Origin of the sequence: Pseudomonas sp. PLMAX (assembly GCF_046042685.1) — a bacterium.
Taxonomy (GTDB): Bacteria; Pseudomonadota; Gammaproteobacteria; order Pseudomonadales; family Pseudomonadaceae; genus Aquipseudomonas; species Aquipseudomonas putida_AE.
In genome coordinates this window covers 575,277-591,963 of record NZ_CP064950.1, presented here as the reverse complement: position 1 = coordinate 591,963, position 16,687 = coordinate 575,277, and the positions used below count along the sequence as shown (strand labels likewise).

The following is a 16,687-nucleotide window of genomic DNA, read 5'->3' as shown; positions in this document are numbered from 1 at the left end:
TCAGTTCAAGCGCAATTTAGCTGTGTTGTCTTCAATAGTGCTGACCAACTGCGCACGCAGGGTCACCGACTCGTCGCGAGCTGCAATAGCGGCTTCGTTTTCCTGGTTATCGGTGACGTAACGCTCGCGAAGAACGCCGACCTCATCGGAGCCGTAAAGATCAATGGCTTGTGCGCTGAGTTTGCGGATCTCTTCCTGGACGTTTTCCAGGTTAGTCCTCATCCGGATCACGGAATCATTGGTTTTCTTCTCGCGCTCATTGATGGCGTTGAGACGTTGGGCCTGTTCGTTCTTCTGTTCCATGGAGGGAATACCTGTTTGGTTGGTGATAGTAATTTAACATGAATTGGCAAAACGTCAATACATGGTAATTGTTTATGCCTGAAATTACTGCCCTTTCAGGCAATTTTCTGAGATGTTCTCACTGCGCGAACAGGGTCGATGTGCTCACGCCAGTTGGCCAGAGTGATGCTCTGCTGGCCATGGCGTTTTTCAATCCCCTTCAGGGCAATGATGCCCGGCCTGTTCAGCACATTGATTGGGACTGAGACATCGCCATAGCGCAAGAAGGCGCTCACGGCCCGTACCGACTTGTCAGATCCAATGGCTTCGATGATCTCCGGGCTTGCCTGAATCACGGCAGCGAAAGGGATTCTCGTCGAATGGCCCAGACGCTCTACCGGGCACGCCTCGAAATCATGGAAAGCGATCATATGGCAGTCGGCGCCGTTAACATGGCCAAGCCAGTGGTCTTTTGCAGTCAACAGATCCTCTACAGCTTGCTCATCGCTGATGCCAGGCTGTGGTCGGTAGCTGCCGTAGCAAACCATGAAGGGAGTGGATTCCTCCGCTGGCTTCTCCAGCTCCACAAGGCTGTCCATGTGGTTGTCCAGGGAGTGCTTCTCGCTGACGTCGAGCAGGATCTTATGACCGTCGATATTGAACTGCGCGTATTGCATGCTTAGCGGCCTCTGGTATGTGGCTGTAGGGACGTTGCTTCAAAGCTTATCGAAGAGCAGCTGCGCCAATGGCGTAGTGACTCGCCCTCTCGCCGTCCGCTGGATGTAGCCTTCCTGGATCAAGTAGGGCTCGATGGTGTCCTCAATCGTGCCTGTGTCCTCGCTGAGGGCCGCAGACATCGTGTTGAGGCCTACAGGCCCGCCAGAGAACGATTCCACCAGGGTACGAAGGTAGGACAGATCTTGAGACGAAAGCCCCTTGTCGTTTACTCCAAGCAGTTTAAAGGCCTTGGCGATTGCCTCTTCATCCTGCCCTGACAAACCTTTCGTTTGCAAAACGTCGCGAACCCGGCGCAACAGCTTGAGCGCGATCCGTGGGGTGCCCCTGCTGCGGGTGGCAATCATCTCCCCGGTAGCCTGGTTCAGGTCGATGTCGAGCTTCTGGGCTGCATTCAAAATCACTTTGGTCAGATCATCAAGCCTGTAGTACTGGAGACGGAAAGTCATTCCGAAGCGATCCATCAGCGGGGCTGAGAGATTACCGGCTTTGGTGGTAGCACCCACCAGCGTGAAGGGATTGAGCTGGATTCGGAGGGTTTTCTTCTCTGGCTCACCGATCAGAATGTCCAGGAAGCCGTCTTCCATGGCCGAGTAGAGGATTTCCTCCACTTGGATCGGCATGCGATGGATCTCATCGATGAACAGCACTGCGCCTGGCTCCAGGCCCACGAGAATGGGGGCAAGCTCTGTGGCGTTCTGGAGCATCGGGCCTGACGTTCCGGTGAACGGGCCCTGCATTTCGTTGGCAATGATGTTGGCCAAGGTGGTTTTTCCTAGCCCTGGAGGCCCGAAAAACAATACATGCTCAAGGTTTTCGCCCCGCTGCTGCGCAGCGAGCAGGAAAATCTCGAGCTGCTCCACTATTTCGGGTTGGCCAGCGAAAGAAGCGAGGGTGAGTGGACGCAAAGCTTTGTCTGAAATTACTTCATCATCTACAGCGTCGTGGGTCATCCGAGAATCCATTGGTTGGTCATAAGAAAATCGCCATCCAAGGACGGCGATTGAGGTGTATCAGGCATTGCAGAGAAGTCGTTTGTTCGCAACGCGCCTATCTTGAAGGGCTTGGAAGGCTGGCGGCGGCACGGTACTTCAGGATTGGGTTGTTCGTGCCCAGGCTAACTTCGCGCACCCATGGTGAGGCCTTCACATCGAGAATCTTGCCGTGTTTGGCTTTCTTCTTGGCGTAGCTCACCGAGAGTTTCATCCGTGCGCGGGTGAAGCCAACATAGGCAATCCGGCGCTCTTCTTCGAGTGCGTCAAAGTCCTCAACTGGATCGTTCTTCTGGCCAGGCGTGGTGTCATCATCCATGCACGGCAGGTATACGTACGGGAACTCCAGACCCTTCGAGGCGTGCATCGTCAATAGGTTGACCATGTTTTGCTTGTCGCGCTCGGTCTGGTTTTTCCCGTCGCTCATCATGGCCAGCTCGTCGAGGATATCCTCTGGCTTACGCCCGGCCTTAAGCTCACCGAAGAAACGGTCGAAGAGGAACTTGACGTTCGTCATACGTGCTTCGGTAGCTTCATCGAGCGGGCCGCTATCTTTCTCGGCGGCTTTCTTGACGTTGGCGCTCATGTAGATTTCCCACAGGCGCTCTACTTTGCTGCGGATGTAGTCTGCATCTTCGTCGTATGCAACCAGCCGGCGAACAGCCTGCATCACGGTAAGCATCGGTTTTAACTTTTGCGCAACGGCAGTCGGCTTGCTCTTGGCGCCCGTCTTGTTTGACAGCTCGACGAGGTAGGCGTTGGCGGATTGCTTGTTTTGCGCCATGGATTTCTTGGCGCTGACGTCCGATACTCCGAATGAAGTGTTTTTCAGCAGCCGGAGCGTGGCAACGCTATCCCACGGGCGGAACGTATAGCGCAGAAGGCTGATGGCGTTTTTGACCTCAGCTCGCTGGTAGAACGAGATGTCGCCCACTACGTGGTAGTCGATACCCTTCTTCACCAGCTCCTGTTCGATGAGGGCCTTACCCAGCCTTGAGCGGTAGATAACGGCAATGTCCTTGCCCTTCATCCCGCCCCTTGTCAGGTCTCGCTGAATGGCCATCGCAAGCATGCGGGCCTCTTCCCTGTCGCTTTCAAACTCAACGAGGGACACCTTGGCGACACTCTGCCCAGTAAAGTCCAGTCCTGGCAGAAGCTGGCCATCGGTGACTCGCTGGCTCATGTGCCTGGCAATGCAGTTTGCGGCTTCAAGAATCGGCCCTGTTGAGCGGTAGTTGTAATCCATCTCGACGATGACCGCGTTCGGGTAGCGTTTCTTAAATTCCAGGATGATGGTGATATCGGAACCACGGAACGAGTAGATCGCCTGCTTTTCATCACCTACGACGAAGATGTTGCCGTGGTGCTTGGCGATATCGTCGATGATCTGCATCTGAACAGGGTTAGTGTCCTGATACTCGTCGAGCATCAGGTAACGGAATTTGACGGCCAATTCCTGTCCGACCGTTGGGTCTTTCTTCATCAACGACAGGGCGGTCACCAGAATGTCGTTGAAGTCGATGCCATTGGCTACGCGGCAAAGGGCGGAATAGCGCGTCCAAACGTCGACCGTGATCCTGTAGAGGATGTCATTCTCGTCGCCAAACCCGATTTTTTCCTTGGCATAAGCTTCAGCAGTGAGGCCTCTAGAACGGGCCTGCTCCATCTCAGCCTTGATGCTTTTGGCCCAGCCTTCGGCCTTGATCATCTCCTGGTGTTTTTCATCCAGGGACTTGATCGCCTCATCACGCAGTGTATCGGCCTCGTCTTCGTCGAGGATGGCGCACTCGTTCATATCCAGGTTGATGCTGGCCAGGTATGGGTGAGTTGCGTAGGCCTTGAGGATGTGGCGGTAGATCAGGGAGTGGAATGTACCAGCAGCGATGAACTGGGAATCTGGCCCGATCATGCCTTCCAGACGCTCGACAATCTCAGCGGCGCCCTTGTTTGTGAACGTTACCGCGAAGATCTGGGTCGCCGGGATGCCAGTCAGGAGCATGTGACAGATGCGGCGAGTAAATGCGTGAGTTTTGCCAGAGCCGGCGCCGGCAATAGCAGCTACTGCGCCCTGCAAGGTCATTGCTGCTTTGAGCTGGCCAGGATTCAACCCATCCATCAGTAAGCCGACTTGGTCATCCAGTGTTGGCAGACTCTTAATCTGACTGAGGGTAATCGTTTCACTCACGGCATTGCTCCGGGTTTCTTTCCTTTGGGCTATGATCGCACCAAACGCGGAACCTTAACAATAGCCATATATTGACACTGTAAAACTTCAATGGAAGAATACCTGACACCAGGCATTCTCCCACTGATGGGCGCCTGTTCAATTAATGAAAATCCTCTTACAGCAAGGTTTACCATGGCTAACGAAGCAGATCAGGCCGCCGAGTCCGAAGAACTATTCCTCCAAGTGAGCCTGGCCGCAGCTCGCAACGCCCAAGTCGATTCGCCCAAGCCTAAAGGCTGCTGCCATAACTGCGATGCCCCGCTTGAAGCGCCACGCCGCTGGTGTGACAAAGATTGCATGGAGGACTGGGAGAAGGCTGAAAACGCCCGCCGTCGTGCAACTGGTCGCGCCATTCTGAACACCGTAATGCTTGCTGACGACTGATGAGAGCCTCCGCCTTTCGAGGCCTGAAGCTTCCCGACGTCCAGTCGATGTCCGTCTCTGATTTTCGTGCTTATGCACTTGGCAAGCCTGTTGGCGCTGCGTCCAAACCGACCATGGTTGATTTGGTTAAGAGTGCTGAGCATGCGGCCAAGAAGAATGTCGGGGCTAGCGCTGCCGCCCCTGCAAAGAAGCCTAGGGCCAAAAGCAAAGCGGGCAATGTTGTAGACAAATTGGCTACGGCAAAGCTCAAGCCTGAAAAGGCCAAAGCGCAGGCGCCGGGCGAGCCCGTCGAAAAGGCGACTCCCTCCTCACGAACGCCTGCTGCCGCGCTTCGCGATATGCAGGCTTCTGGTGATGTCATCAGAATCGGGCCTCCGAACAAGATGGGCGCCCGTAAGGTGTACACCACCGAAGGGACGTTCGATTCGATGGAGGAGCATAAGCGTTGGTGTTCCCTGAAGCTGCTGCTGAGGGCCGGCGTCATTTCCGATCTCAGGCGACAGGTTAAGTACTCCCTCGATGCTGGCGGTATCCATATCAGCAATTACGTGGCTGATTTTGTGTATCTGAACGACGGTATCGAGGTGGTCGAAGACTCGAAGGGCTTCAAAACCCCGGAATACATTCAAAAGCGCAGGCTGATGAAAGAAATTCTGGGTATCGATATCTTCGAGACTGGCAAAAGCACCAGTAGAGCTCCAAGATCCCGCAAAGCGTCGAGAGGCTGAACATGGGCGACTTCCCGGTAGAACAGCCCCTTACGATGATGCAGGTGGATTACTGCGTCACGGCTGCCGCCAGGCAGTACGAGGGGGTTTCGCCGTGGATGCTCAAGACCATACTCGCTGTCGAGGGTGGGCAAATAGGGACGATCCGCAGAAATACGGATCGATCCTTTGACCTGGGCCCCGCGCAGATCAATACGATTCACCTGAAGGACATAGCCACTGAGCTCAGATTTTCAGCTCGGCAGCTGGTCTTTGATCCGTGCAAAAACATCGCTGCCGCTGCCTGGCTGATTTCCAAGCACATGAAAGACACAGGTGGTCGATATTGGTTGGCGCTTGGCAACTACCACTCCAAGACACCCAGCGTTCGTGCCGTTTACTTGCGCAAGGTAGCCGAGGCCTATACCAGGCTTCTGGTCGCCAGCCGCAATGGTCGCGAAGCCCAAGCAATTGGTAGAACCACAAATTGGGGTAGAGACCCGAGCATGGTTGTGCCTTCTCTTTCGAAGCTGGAAGAGATCATAGATAACAATCCAGGGGTGGTTACTGCACCTGTGGGTCGTTCTATTGCGCGAAAAGAGCCGCAAAAGCCGAGGGTTGTCGCCATTGACAACCGGCGCAAAACATTGAGGTTTATTGACTAATGAAACGTTTGAATTCCGTGCCCTCCTCCACCAGGCGCCCTGCCAGGCCACAGGAGTGCAAATAAATGCGTTTGTTTATCGCTGAAAAACCATCTGTAGCAAAAGTAATCGCCGCTGAGCTGGGTTCCGTCAGTCGTGGTGACGGTTTCTTCCAGTGCGGATCCGATTACGTCACCTGGTGCGTGGGTCACATGTTCGAACAGGCGCCACCTGACGCCTATTTGTCCGATGACGTTCCGATGAACAGATCCGGAAAAAACAAGGTCTGGCGTGAGCGGGATCTGCCAATTATCCCTGCCGTTTGGAAAACCAAGGCCAAAGCTGACCTCAAAAAGCAACTGGATGCCATCGGTGGGCTGTTGAAAAAAGCGGACACTATCGTCCATGCCGGCGACCCTGACCGGGAAGGCCAACTACTGGTCGACGTGGTTATTCAGCATTTCCGCGCTACCCAGCCAGTCGCCCGTTACTGGACGAACGCCCAGGACTCCGTCAGCGTTAAGCGGGCTCTTGCTGCTCTGAAAGACAACAAGGACTTCGTGAGCTGGGGCCTTGCGGCGCTGGGTCGTGGCCGTGCTGACTGGCTGATCGGTATGAACCTGACGCGTGCTTTCACTCTTAGAGCCAAGCGCGGCGGTGGTGATGCCCTACTCGCTGTTGGTCGGGTACAGACCCCAACCCTCACCCTGGTGGTAGAGCGTGACCGTCTGATCGAAGCCTTCAAGCCGGTCGACCACTTCAAGATCAAGGGCCAGTTTGCCCACATCAACGGTCAGTTCATCGCCGAACTCGATTTCAAGGCCGATCAGCCGGGCCTGGACTATGACGGGCGCCTGATCAACAGGTCGGAGGCTGATGCGCTCGTTGCGTTGGTCAAAGGCAAAGACGGTACGGTTGTCGAACATAGCCACACGGCCAAGAAAGACAATCACCCAAAATGCTACTCCCTGGCCGACATCACGCTCGCCGCGTCGAAGAAATACGGTTACTCCGCCGACGAGACACTGAAAATCTGCCAGGCGCTCTACGACGCCAAGTTCACCAGCTACCCGCGTACTGACTGCCCGTACCTGCCTGAATCGCAGTTCGCCGACGCCCCGCGCATCTTGGCGGCGCTGAGACAGAACGTTGGAGCACCAGCGCAACTGCTGGCCGGCGCGGATCCAAGCATCAAGTCCAAGACCTGGGATGACTCCAAGGTAACGGCTCACCACGGTATCGTCCCAACGATGCACATCGGTGACCTTTCCGTGTTCTCCCCTGCTCAGCGCAACCTCTACGACCTGATCGTTTGCTCGTACCTTGCCCAGTTCTACCCGGCGCACGAGTACATGAGCACCAAAATCGTCGTGCAAGCAGCCGGTGAACGCTTCAGCGTTACGGGCAAGACCGTCACGGTGAACGGTTGGAAAGACGTTTACCCGAAAGACGAAGACGACGAAAAAGGCAAAGAACCGACCCAGATGCTGCCTAGCGTCAAGAAAGGCGATGCCGTGCAATGCACTGGCGCCGGCGTTAAGGCGGTCAAAACCAAGGCTCCGGATCGTTTCACTGAAGGTACCCTGGGCAAGGCGATGGAGAACATCCATAGCTTCGTCGACGATCCAGAGCTGAAGAAGATGCTCAAGGACGGTGACGGCATTGGTACTTCGGCAACCCGAGCCGCGATCATGACGGAGCTCAAGCGTAAAGAGTTCCTGGAGGTCAAGGGCAAGGCGATCATCAGTACGCCACTGGGACGCCGCCTGGTTGATGCAGTACCGAATGAAGTGCGCAGCCCGATCCTGACGGCCCTGTTTGAGCGGATGCTGAAAGAGATCGAGGCCACGGGTAATGGGCTTGAAGAGTTTGTTCGCAAACAAGAAGAGTTTGTCCGTCAGCACGTCGCAGCCGCCAATGACGGTGTATTGACCGATTTCGTCAGCAAGGGTGGCACTGCACGCCCTGTGCAGACCGGCCCGTTCCAGATGAGTGAGGCTCAGGTTAACTTCCTGGCCAAGGTCGAAGAGGCTGCCGGCGTCAAAGCAACTGATGAAGAGAAGCAGGACAGCCACCTGATTCGTGCCTTCATTGACTTGCACAAGCCGAAGCTTGAAGCGCTCATGAAGGATGCGGCACCGTCCGAGAAGCAGTTGAAGTTTGCGAAGGATCTCGCCGCAAAACTCCCTGCTGACAAGCAACCAAAGCCAGAAGTTTTCCTACGTGCGATGAGCTGCAAAGCTTTCATCGATTCCCAACTGAAGAAGAAGGATTCGTCAGGCAAGGGTGGTAAGGGCGGTTCATCCGGCTCTGCCAGCACTTCAAGGGGGGCGGCTAGGCCAACCTCAACCAAAGGGCGGAGGTGAGAACGAGATGAAGGTTCGTACCGAAGCAACCATTACCGTTGAGATGTGCCGCGCTAATCCGGACGAAATCTTTGTCTTTGGTGACAATCTCAAGGGTGCCGGGAAGCGTAAGGGCGCTGGCCAGGCTGAGATCCGCGATGAGCCCAATGCCTTTGGCATCCCAACCAAACGGGAGCCGACCACCAAGGACGACGCGTACTTCACTGATCAACCTGATGAGATCGAGGCGGTGAAAGCTCGCCTCAGAGAGCTCTACAAGCTGGCCAAGACGAAGCGTATTGTCTTCCCATCGGCTGGGATCGGGACTGGCAGAGCCAAAATGGCTACCAAAAGCCCGAAAGCCTGGGCTGAGATGACCCGGATCCTCTCGGACTTCTTCGAGTTTGAGAATGGGCAGAAGGTCAAGGGCGCTCAAAAGCTGAAACCGTAACGCCAGAAGTACAACGCCCCCGTCAGGGGGCGTTTTTTAAATCGATCCAAGCCGTTTTCGAAGGTCACTCGTAAAGTCATCAGGGCACGTAATCAACTCACCTGCCTTGGCAAAGAGCCAACCTTGACCATGAGCTATACCTGCATTGCGCAGCCAGACGAGCTGCTCTGCGTTATCCACGTGTTCAGCCACAATTGGGATGCCCAGCATGTCAGCAACCCTTATCGCCTCCCTGACGGCCTTCTGGGCGGTCTCACAGGTCAACACCTGGGTTGTCAGCTTGGAGGACAGCTTGAGGTAATTCACCTGCATGCTCTCAGCCAGCGCCAGCGTCGAGAAACCGTCCCCGTAGTCATCCATGCCCACGCTGCAGCCGTGTTGCTTGAGCCTTCGCACAAACAGTCCAGCCACCAGGTGGCTTTTAATGGGTGATGTCTCTGTGATTTCTATGCTGAGAAGGCCGGCACTGTTGCTTTCGGCCAAGTGTGACATCACCTCGTGCTGGAAAGCCGAGCTGTCCAGGCTTTGTGCGGACATATTCACCGCAATCGGCACCGGTGTACTGGGCATTTCGTTCAGCAGTGACACTGCGGAAGTAATGGTATGGAGATCAAGCTCAACAATTGAGCCATTTTCTTCCATTGTTCCGATCAGCCCAGCGATATCACCAACATCCTTCGTCCGCAGCAACGCTTCTTGGCGAATGACGTCCAAATTATTGAGGTCAACTATGGGCTGATACTTGTATTCGAGTTCATTAAACATCGTTTAATGCCATTTTTTTCTTTGATGGTAATGCTCTCGATGTTCTGTGACTAGGCGCGGTTTTTTCAAAGTTTGTTATATTAATTGCGGGAAATTGATGGATGGTCGCTATTCAAAGGCTTGAAGCCACCGGCACAGGGCGAATTTTTTGTGTCGGTGAGGTCGCAGGGCAGTTCCAGGGGCTCCAGAGCCTGCTGACGGAGGTGGATTTCCGACCGTCCAGGGATAAGCTGGTTCTGCTAGGAAACTTCCTGGGATTCACGCCAGAGTCTCGTCATGCGATTCAATGGCTTGAAAAGCCTTGGGTTCTGGCGCTGGTAGGCCCCCATGAAGCTGCGGTCATTGACAAGCTGCAAGGAAACGCCGTTCAGAGCCTCGTAGGCCAGTGGATGAGCGGTATGTCAGACGAGCAGCTATCAACGCTCAGAGACCTGCTCCAGGGGCTTCCAGTGGCTATCGAGGTACAGGTGGGCAACCATCTGTGTGTGGCTACCCACTTTCTTCTTCCAGCAAGGGGTACGTGGGCAGACATAAAGCAAAAAATGACCAGCTCGAGGGGCACCAGAGCGCAGTTACTCTCAATGTTTGGTAGTCGGCTAGATATCGCACGTGCTATTGGATTGATGGGGGAAAGGGAATCCTGGCGTGTTGAAGACATCCGTTTGAATATTTCATCACTAGCCGTAGAGAATCCGCCCAGGGTCTACGGCAAAAGCGGCAATAGATTCATCTTATTTAGTTCGGCGCGAATAAATCATGGGCCAGTTTTCGACAGGCCGGCACTCTTGCCATTTGTCGAACTAAACAGTCTAATTGACATAAAACAAAGGAGCACTACATGGCAAGGTCTGGTGGAAACTCTGCGAAACTCGTAAGTGATGATGCACTTCTCTATGAGTCAGCCCTTAAGCGTCGGGCAACGATCCGCCTGCTCTTTGGCTTGGGGTTGGTGCTGGTCGCAATTGCGCTTGTCGCTGCTGCGTTCATCCCGATCATCGCCAAGTCGACCATTCCCCTCCTCTGGATCGATTATGCGAATTCGCACGGCTGGACAAAGGAAATGCAGGAGATTGGCATGCGGCTGATCGCCAACGGGAGGATTGAGATCTACCCGCTGTGGATGAGCTACATCGCCATGACGCTGGGCATGGTCGTTGGTTGGTTCGCTGCCCACGTGATCAGAACCCGCGATGAGAACACGATCCTGGGCGATTTGCTGACCCGTGGTTACTGGTTGCACTTCTACTGGCTCAAGAAGCCTGGAGCCAGCGTGATGATCAACTACCGCTCGCTCAAAAAGAAACCGTAGTAGTCCAGAAACAAAGAAGCCCAGGTTATGCCTGGGCTTTTCTTTGCGTTTCGATCAGCGATTCCGGGAGAAGCCGTAGTTGCTCAGCGCCTTCTCGATTTCGTCGACTTCCGCCAGCTCTGCTTCTTTCAGCAGGCCGTTGTTACGCAGGCGGTGGAAACGATCCATCGTCTGAGCCGGGTTCACCTTGTGGGTCACGGTGATACGAGCTTCTGGATCGAGCTCACGAATCTTGTCGATCACGACCAGCTGCTCTGCCTCGTTGCGGGCTGTATTCAGCAACAGGGCTGCTTGTTCTTGGCCGGTGACGCCAATTTCCGCGACAACCAGATCGCGATGCTTGGCCCTAAGTTTTTCCAGCTGGCGCCTATGCAACTCAACGCCAGTAAGGCCTTGGTCGTGCTGTTCGATTTCTTGACGCAGCGATTCGATTTGGTCGATCAAGCGAGCTTTCCTCAGGTCTTGCATCTTGCTTGGATTGCGAGCGATGTCTTCCAGGCGCTTCACCAGCATGGCCAGTTTACGGTCAAGCTTGCTGACTTCGCTGATCTGAGGACGGCCACGACGGGTCAGTTCAATACCCTTGATAGCCGCCTCGACGGTGCGAATTTTACCCTTGGACAGCATGTTGACCGTTGCAACCAGGTCATGAACCCGCTTGGTCGCTTTGATCAGCTGGGATTCGATTGGTGGCTTTGGACGGCCCGGATTGCGCAGACCACGCCTTTCAGCCGGGGTCAGATCATTCCACTCTTCCAGGGTCATGCCGAGCTCAGGGGTCTCGTTGAGCATTTCCTGGATCTTCATGCCCTCTTGCTTCAGCAGGGATTGAAGATTGGTCAGCTCGTCGATGTGTTTTTGGTCAACTTTGCCAGTTACTTCCTTGATGGCATCACGGACGGCTTCGTAACGAGACTCGTAGGTGTGAAACAGTTGACCCAGCTCGTCACGTACTTTCGTGACGGCAATCAGTGCTGGGCGAGCTTTAGGGCCTACCATGTCCAGACCCAATGTATCGTCGTACTGCTGTTTCAGGCCTTCCAGCTCCAGGTTGGCCTTCAGAACCTCACGACGTGCATCGTCCAAAGTGGTTTTCGGGGAAACTCGGCTGGTCAAAGAAGAGATCATCTGATCTACATCGTCACCGAGAGTAGACAGGCGTTGCGATACGGCCTCGAAGTTCTCGGGCAACGCAATGCTCTTTCCTGCTTCCGCTTTCTTCATGGTTTGTACAACCCTGCTCATAACCGCCTCCATGGGTTTTCCGAGATCTTCTCGGATAAGCCAAATCATTTGACTGACAATATTCGTGTATGGCCAATTTTATATCGGTGTTTTGACAAGCTGTCAATACAACTGACTAAAAAAAGAGGGTAAATTGACATCAACCCCTCTAGAAAGCGGCATAGGTCACATAAATCAATAGGAAATTTCCTAAAAGGTATCAGGAATTCCCTCAATTTCATGCATTTGTAGATGGGCGGTCACAATATAAGGCAATCATTGGATCCGTAAAAAAGCCTGTATGGATATACAGGCATTTATTGGTAATTGTTTGCCTTTAATGAGAGTTGATATCAACAACCCTCATCAATAGACGGAAATTGAGCGCCAATTATCCGGCCAATTCCATCACTGCACCATTTTGGCGCTTTGCTTTAAGCCGCTGGTGGATTTGCTTAACAAAGTGGTCGAGTTCAGCCGGCGAAACCTTCAAGCCAGGGAACAGGCCGTTGTCGAAGCCTTTCTGCGCTGCCCCACCGGCGCTGAGGTTGCCGAAACCACGCTGCTCCATGTCGTAGAGCGCGATATCGTCACCGCTGGTGTATTTGACAAGCAGATCCAGACGCTCACGGGCAGTTGGATCAATATCATCGATATTCGAGCCGGCCATCATGATGAAATCACCCTCTCCACCATGTCGAGCAATACGACCTCGCAGCTGATGGAGGGTAAATGCCCCCATTTTCTCGGCGCCAACGACCATCAGCGCGTGCAGGTTCTTGATATCCACCCCGATTTCTACCAGGGTGGTCGACAGCAAGATGTCGGCCCCACCGTTGTTCATGAACTCGATGATCTTGCCTTTGGCATCACGCTTGGAACGACCGTGAATCACGGCTACACGCCCAGGATAGAGCTTCTCCCAGCCCTGAGCGGCGCTTTCGATAGTGGTTCTGTTCTTCTGTGACAATTCATCGTCTACGCGAGCGCCCAGGTACCGACAGCTATCGGCAAACTCGCTCATGTATTTTGCGAATCGTTTCTGAAGTCGGTTGAACGCGACGTCCTCACCGTGGATTTCGACGATGAACCCGTCAGAAGCGCTGTCATCAAGCTCCGTGAGGACGTCTGAGGCCTCCTGCACAGGCTTAACGTTCTGAACGGTGACACTGGCCGCCCTCATCAGCTTGGCGATCTTCTCGGCCTCTTTGAGGCCTTCTGCCTTGATGTGAAAGAAGTGTGCTTGCTGTTCAGCCACCAGAGGATAGATGACTGCGACCCTTTTACCTTCCTTCATCCACCCCCTCAGCGTATTGAGGGCAGAGAACTTGTCGTCTTTCGTGTTGCCGATCAAGCGGGTGCGGATGGTCTTTTTGACCGGGCAATCCTTGATGAGAGTGACTTTTTTGCTACCAAATATGGTTTGAGCCATTGTCCTTGGGATCGGCGTGGCCGTGGCTTCCAGAACGTGGGTGCCCAAGCTATTGAGAGCATCTCGCTGTGCAGTACCCATTTTCTGTTGTTCGTCCGTAATGGCGAACGCCGCTTTCCACTCAGGATGGTTTTTAAGCCAGGTCAGCACCGCAGTAGTGCCTACGAGCATTTCACCCTGTTTAACCTCGTCATTGAACCCTGCGGTGACCAGGTGAACCTTAACTTGCGGATACCAATCCCTGATTTCCTTCGCAACCTGGCCGGCCAGCGGCTCAGTAGGCAGCAGAACCACCACGTTTTTACCCTGGCAGCAGGCGTAGGCCGCTGGGATACCATAGGCCAACGTCTTACCGTTACCTACGTCTGCAGACAGCAGGCGATCCATGGGGGTCGTTTCCGACAAGTCCTTCACGATGTCCCAGATCGCCTGGCGCTGATCCTTGGTCGGCGTGTACTTGTGGTTCTTGACCAGATCCGCAATGAGCGTCCTGTTGAGGGGGATCGCTGATTCCGGTGACGGGCTACGCTCTGTTGCGGCGATGGCCTTGCGAATTTCGTAGTACGAGTTGAGGTACCTGGCTCCAGTCAGCGCTCGCTCCAGATCCTCAATGGTTCTCGGCATGTGCAGGGTGTGCAGCAGGTTCTTCAGCGAGTGGAAGTCCAGCATGGAGTTTCGCAAGATGCTGGCTTCATCTTCATCCAGGCGGTCGACAATCTCTTCCACAGCCTCACTGGTGTGGCTCAGGAGGGCGATTTTGACAGAATCGGCCACTTTCTGCGGCGTGATGACCTTCTCTTTGCCCCTATATCGAGCGACGATGCGGTTTCTGTCGCTCATCGGAACGATTTCAAGGGCATTCAGGTTGGTGAACCCGTCCTTATGGCCGACTTTCCCCGAGACATGGATGATTTTCCCGGTGCTCGTCTTCTTCAGCTCGATCCAGGGCTCAAGACGCCCGAAAATAAAGCCAGAAATCTTGCTCAGGCCGTCGCTCAACTCAACGATGCAGTAGGCCTGCCCGTTTTCGTTAACGTACTGACCTTTCTCCTTCTTCTCCTTGTTGATGTCGACCGACAGCTTGACGTTCTCAAGCTTGAGCGTGGCGTAGAAGGAGTCGCCATGCTTCAGTTTTTTCAGCGACCCCACGTTCTTCAACGGGATCATGAAGTTGTCATAGCCCGTTGGCAGGTTGAAAAGCAGATCCGAAGGCTTTTCGATATCCAGCTTCAGCAAGCGGGACATGAGGTTTGCAGAAAATTCAGCCGACATTTAGGTGGAATCCTTTATTCGTTATATTGACAGTCTACCAAATGAGCTGACATTAGGTATCTATTGACCGGGAGCGCTTTGCGGCGACCTGGATGGTTACGACCAGCCCTCGGAAGCGTTCGCGCTCCTCGTCGGTGATGATATTCAGGCCGGCCTTTTGGGTGAGTTCCTGCATCTCTTTCTTTGCGCAGATGGAGGTGATGTGCCAAGACAGGCTGATAGCCAACGACTCCAGGGTCTCTGGCTCGCCACGCATCAGCAGCTCCATGTAATGGGAAGGGAGCATGGACACCATCCGCCCGAAGGCCGCTGCAGCTCCCCTCGCCCGCCTGGCCTTATTGATCTTCGAAGCCTGTGCTGGGTTTGCAGCAAGATCCTCTGCTTCTTTTTCGGTTGGCGAAGCATCGAAGTCGCCGTTCCGGTATCCCTGAGCCCATAGCCCAATCATCGAGGTGAGCTCATCACCCTGGCTAATCCATAGCTGAGGATCCTCGATGGCCTTACTCCACTGTGGTTCGTCCCAGATCATGCGTGCCAAGCGGATAGAGACTTCACTCATTGACTGAGTCGGTTTTTCTTTCGGTTTGGCTTGGCCAGACCGCGCTGGAGGCAGGCTCATTAGCTTTTCATTGAGCGTTGCTACTGGGAATCTGCATTTGGCCGAGGCTTTCTCCAGTGCCTGGTGGCGGAGCAATGGATCCCTGGCAGTGCTGATCAGCTCCACGGCGGCGGTAGCGTACTCAATCTGGCCAGCCTCGGTATCGATTCTGTCGGCTCCTGGGATGTTGTCTATGAGTACGTCAAGCCAAGGCCTCGCCTCACTCAGTGCTGCCTTGTAGGCCTCCGGCTGCGTTGTAATCAGGGTATGTGGATCCTCATCCACCAGCACGACGATGTCATAGCGTACATCTACGTCCGTCAGGGCCTCGAGCAGCAATGCACAGGTCTGCATCATCGCTTTGTGGCCGGCAGTATCCGGGTCGAAAACGAAGGTGGCGTGGGCTGTGTAGCGTTTGATCAGCCTCAGCTGCTGAATGGACAGCGAAGAGCCCATCACTCCACCAGCGGGCATGTCGATGATGTGGTGTGCGATAACGTCGAACTGACCTTCCACGATAACCAGTCTCTCCAGCTGGGTTACCCCGAAATGCTGAAGTGATTCAAAAAGGCCGTAGATCACGTTTGTCTTGTTAAAATGGGGTGTTTCTTTGCTGTTCAGGTACTTTGGCGAGTCCTCTTTAAGCAGCGCACGTCCCGTCAAGGCAACGGTTTTTCCTCGATAGTCCCGTACCGGGAGGATCACCCTGTCCCGAAATTTCGAGAACACCCCATGGTCTCCTCGATCCAGTACGCCGGCCTCGATCAGCGGGTCTTGGAATTCCACCAGGGCATCCACAATCATCTTGCCGTAGCCGGCGAAACCGATGTTGAACCGTTGGATTAGCTCGTCGCTGACCATCCTGCTGGCAAGGTACTCCCTCGCCAGCCCGGCTTTGGATTTTGGATTGTTGTCTTGCAGGCTGACTTGAAAAAAGTCCTTCGCTTTCCCCAGCGCCGGCAGTACGTTGAAACCCACTTTTGCGTCGAGCTTGGCGGTTCGCAGGAACGGAGTTAGGTCAGTCCTTGCCTTGTCCGCCATGTCCTGCAAAACGGCCAAAAATGACATTTTGTGGAATTCTTCAAACCACTTCATAACGTTGCCGTCAGCACCACAACCAAAGCAATAAAAGAACTGCTTTTCTGGCGAAACGGTGAAGGAAGGGGTGGATTCCTTGTGAAACGGGCATAGCCCTACATAATCCCGACCTGATTTCTTGAGGTGAACGTCACGCTCAATTGTCGACAGAATGTCGGTTTGCGAGATCAGGTCGTCAATGACGGATTGCGGGATCCGATCCAGGTCTTTTGAGTTACTCAT

15 protein-coding genes are annotated in these 16,687 nt (G+C 54.3%); 7 read left to right on the top strand and 8 right to left on the bottom strand.

Annotation, left to right across the window (positions count from 1 at the left end; translation table 11 throughout):
- The 4 genes from DKB71_RS35580 to DKB71_RS35565 all read right to left on the bottom strand — a co-directional run bounded on the left by DKB71_RS35580 (position 1) and on the right by DKB71_RS35565 (position 4,194).
- Positions 1-303, bottom strand: coding sequence for a hypothetical protein (locus DKB71_RS35580; protein ID WP_408601290.1), 303 nt, complete (start codon positions 301-303; stop codon positions 1-3).
- A gap of 95 nt (positions 304-398) precedes the next feature.
- Complete coding sequence (locus tag DKB71_RS35575) at positions 399-959, bottom strand: hypothetical protein (protein ID WP_408601289.1); 561 nt, start codon at positions 957-959, stop codon at positions 399-401.
- Between the two features lie 39 nt (positions 960-998).
- Positions 999-1,982 carry a Holliday junction branch migration DNA helicase RuvB gene (gene ruvB / locus DKB71_RS35570; RefSeq protein ID WP_408601288.1) on the bottom strand — a complete coding sequence of 328 codons (984 nt, stop codon included), beginning with the start codon at positions 1,980-1,982 and terminating at the stop codon, positions 999-1,001.
- An 85-nt stretch (positions 1,983-2,067) separates the two neighbouring features.
- Entirely contained in the window at positions 2,068-4,194 is a 2,127-nt protein-coding gene (locus DKB71_RS35565; protein WP_408601287.1) for an ATP-dependent helicase, read from the bottom strand.
- A 90-nt stretch (positions 4,195-4,284) separates the two neighbouring features.
- Here DKB71_RS35565 and DKB71_RS35560 point away from each other — a divergent pair, with 90 nt between their 5' ends.
- The 5 genes from DKB71_RS35560 (at position 4,285) to DKB71_RS35540 (ending at position 8,767) form a co-directional block, all read left to right on the top strand.
- Positions 4,285-4,620, top strand: a complete 336-nt coding sequence (locus tag DKB71_RS35560; RefSeq protein ID WP_408601286.1) for a hypothetical protein — start codon at positions 4,285-4,287, stop codon at positions 4,618-4,620.
- A gap of 47 nt (positions 4,621-4,667) precedes the next feature.
- On the top strand, positions 4,668-5,348 hold the full coding sequence (locus tag DKB71_RS35555; RefSeq protein ID WP_408601285.1) for a DUF1064 domain-containing protein: 681 nt from the start codon (positions 4,668-4,670) through the stop codon (positions 5,346-5,348).
- A gap of 2 nt (positions 5,349-5,350) precedes the next feature.
- The gene (locus DKB71_RS35550; RefSeq protein ID WP_408601284.1) at positions 5,351-5,992 is read left to right on the top strand and encodes a lytic transglycosylase domain-containing protein; all 642 of its coding nucleotides are present in this window, start codon (positions 5,351-5,353) and stop codon (positions 5,990-5,992) included.
- Positions 5,993-6,057: 65 nt separating this feature from the next.
- The gene (locus DKB71_RS35545) at positions 6,058-8,337 is read left to right on the top strand and encodes a DNA topoisomerase 3 (protein WP_408601283.1); all 2,280 of its coding nucleotides are present in this window, start codon (positions 6,058-6,060) and stop codon (positions 8,335-8,337) included.
- 7 nt (positions 8,338-8,344) lie between these two features.
- Positions 8,345-8,767: a hypothetical protein gene (locus DKB71_RS35540; RefSeq protein ID WP_408601282.1), complete on the top strand. Its 423-nt coding sequence runs from the start codon at positions 8,345-8,347 to the stop codon at positions 8,765-8,767.
- A gap of 36 nt (positions 8,768-8,803) precedes the next feature.
- On the opposite strand, the gene DKB71_RS35535 is transcribed toward DKB71_RS35540, so the two are convergent.
- Positions 8,804-9,532: an EAL domain-containing protein gene (locus tag DKB71_RS35535; protein ID WP_408601281.1), complete on the bottom strand. Its 729-nt coding sequence runs from the start codon at positions 9,530-9,532 to the stop codon at positions 8,804-8,806.
- A gap of 101 nt (positions 9,533-9,633) precedes the next feature.
- On the opposite strand from DKB71_RS35535, the gene DKB71_RS35530 reads away from it, so the two are divergent.
- Both DKB71_RS35530 and DKB71_RS35525 read left to right on the top strand, forming a co-directional pair.
- Positions 9,634-10,407 carry a hypothetical protein gene (locus DKB71_RS35530; protein WP_408601280.1) on the top strand — a complete coding sequence of 258 codons (774 nt, stop codon included), beginning with the start codon at positions 9,634-9,636 and terminating at the stop codon, positions 10,405-10,407.
- Positions 10,371-10,841, top strand: a complete 471-nt coding sequence (locus DKB71_RS35525; RefSeq protein WP_408601279.1) for a hypothetical protein — start codon at positions 10,371-10,373, stop codon at positions 10,839-10,841. The genes DKB71_RS35530 and DKB71_RS35525 overlap by 37 nt, the downstream gene beginning before the upstream one ends.
- 54 nt (positions 10,842-10,895) lie before the next feature.
- Here DKB71_RS35525 and DKB71_RS35520 read toward each other — a convergent pair whose 3' ends face one another.
- The 3 genes from DKB71_RS35520 to dnaG all read right to left on the bottom strand — a co-directional run bounded on the left by DKB71_RS35520 (position 10,896) and on the right by dnaG (position 16,687).
- Positions 10,896-12,086: a hypothetical protein gene (locus DKB71_RS35520; RefSeq protein ID WP_408601277.1), complete on the bottom strand. Its 1,191-nt coding sequence runs from the start codon at positions 12,084-12,086 to the stop codon at positions 10,896-10,898.
- A gap of 370 nt (positions 12,087-12,456) precedes the next feature.
- On the bottom strand, positions 12,457-14,769 hold the full coding sequence (locus DKB71_RS35515; RefSeq protein ID WP_408601276.1) for a DEAD/DEAH box helicase: 2,313 nt from the start codon (positions 14,767-14,769) through the stop codon (positions 12,457-12,459).
- Positions 14,770-14,821: 52 nt separating this feature from the next.
- Positions 14,822-16,687, bottom strand: a complete 1,866-nt coding sequence (gene dnaG / locus DKB71_RS35510) for a DNA primase (RefSeq protein WP_408601275.1) — start codon at positions 16,685-16,687, stop codon at positions 14,822-14,824.

Bases quoted from the DNA above. Each gene is read 5' to 3' on its own strand.
- DKB71_RS35530 (WP_408601280.1), top strand. From the start codon at position 9,634: ATGGTCGCTATTCAAAGGCTTGAAGCCACCGGCACAGGGCGAATTTTT.
- DKB71_RS35520 (WP_408601277.1), bottom strand. From the start codon at position 12,086: ATGAGCAGGGTTGTACAAACCATGAAGAAAGCGGAAGCAGGAAAGAGC.
- dnaG (WP_408601275.1), bottom strand. From the start codon at position 16,687: ATGAGTAACTCAAAAGACCTGGATCGGATCCCGCAATCCGTCATTGAC.
- DKB71_RS35550 (WP_408601284.1), top strand. From the start codon at position 5,351: ATGGGCGACTTCCCGGTAGAACAGCCCCTTACGATGATGCAGGTGGAT.
- DKB71_RS35580 (WP_408601290.1), bottom strand. From the start codon at position 303: ATGGAACAGAAGAACGAACAGGCCCAACGTCTCAACGCCATCAATGAG.
- DKB71_RS35525 (WP_408601279.1), top strand. From the start codon at position 10,371: ATGGCAAGGTCTGGTGGAAACTCTGCGAAACTCGTAAGTGATGATGCA.
- DKB71_RS35575 (WP_408601289.1), bottom strand. From the start codon at position 959: ATGCAATACGCGCAGTTCAATATCGACGGTCATAAGATCCTGCTCGAC.
- DKB71_RS35540 (WP_408601282.1), top strand. From the start codon at position 8,345: ATGAAGGTTCGTACCGAAGCAACCATTACCGTTGAGATGTGCCGCGCT.
- DKB71_RS35515 (WP_408601276.1), bottom strand. From the start codon at position 14,769: ATGTCGGCTGAATTTTCTGCAAACCTCATGTCCCGCTTGCTGAAGCTG.
- DKB71_RS35560 (WP_408601286.1), top strand. From the start codon at position 4,285: ATGGAAGAATACCTGACACCAGGCATTCTCCCACTGATGGGCGCCTGT.
- DKB71_RS35535 (WP_408601281.1), bottom strand. From the start codon at position 9,532: ATGTTTAATGAACTCGAATACAAGTATCAGCCCATAGTTGACCTCAAT.
- ruvB (WP_408601288.1), bottom strand. From the start codon at position 1,982: ATGGATTCTCGGATGACCCACGACGCTGTAGATGATGAAGTAATTTCA.
- DKB71_RS35545 (WP_408601283.1), top strand. From the start codon at position 6,058: ATGCGTTTGTTTATCGCTGAAAAACCATCTGTAGCAAAAGTAATCGCC.
- DKB71_RS35555 (WP_408601285.1), top strand. From the start codon at position 4,668: ATGTCCGTCTCTGATTTTCGTGCTTATGCACTTGGCAAGCCTGTTGGC.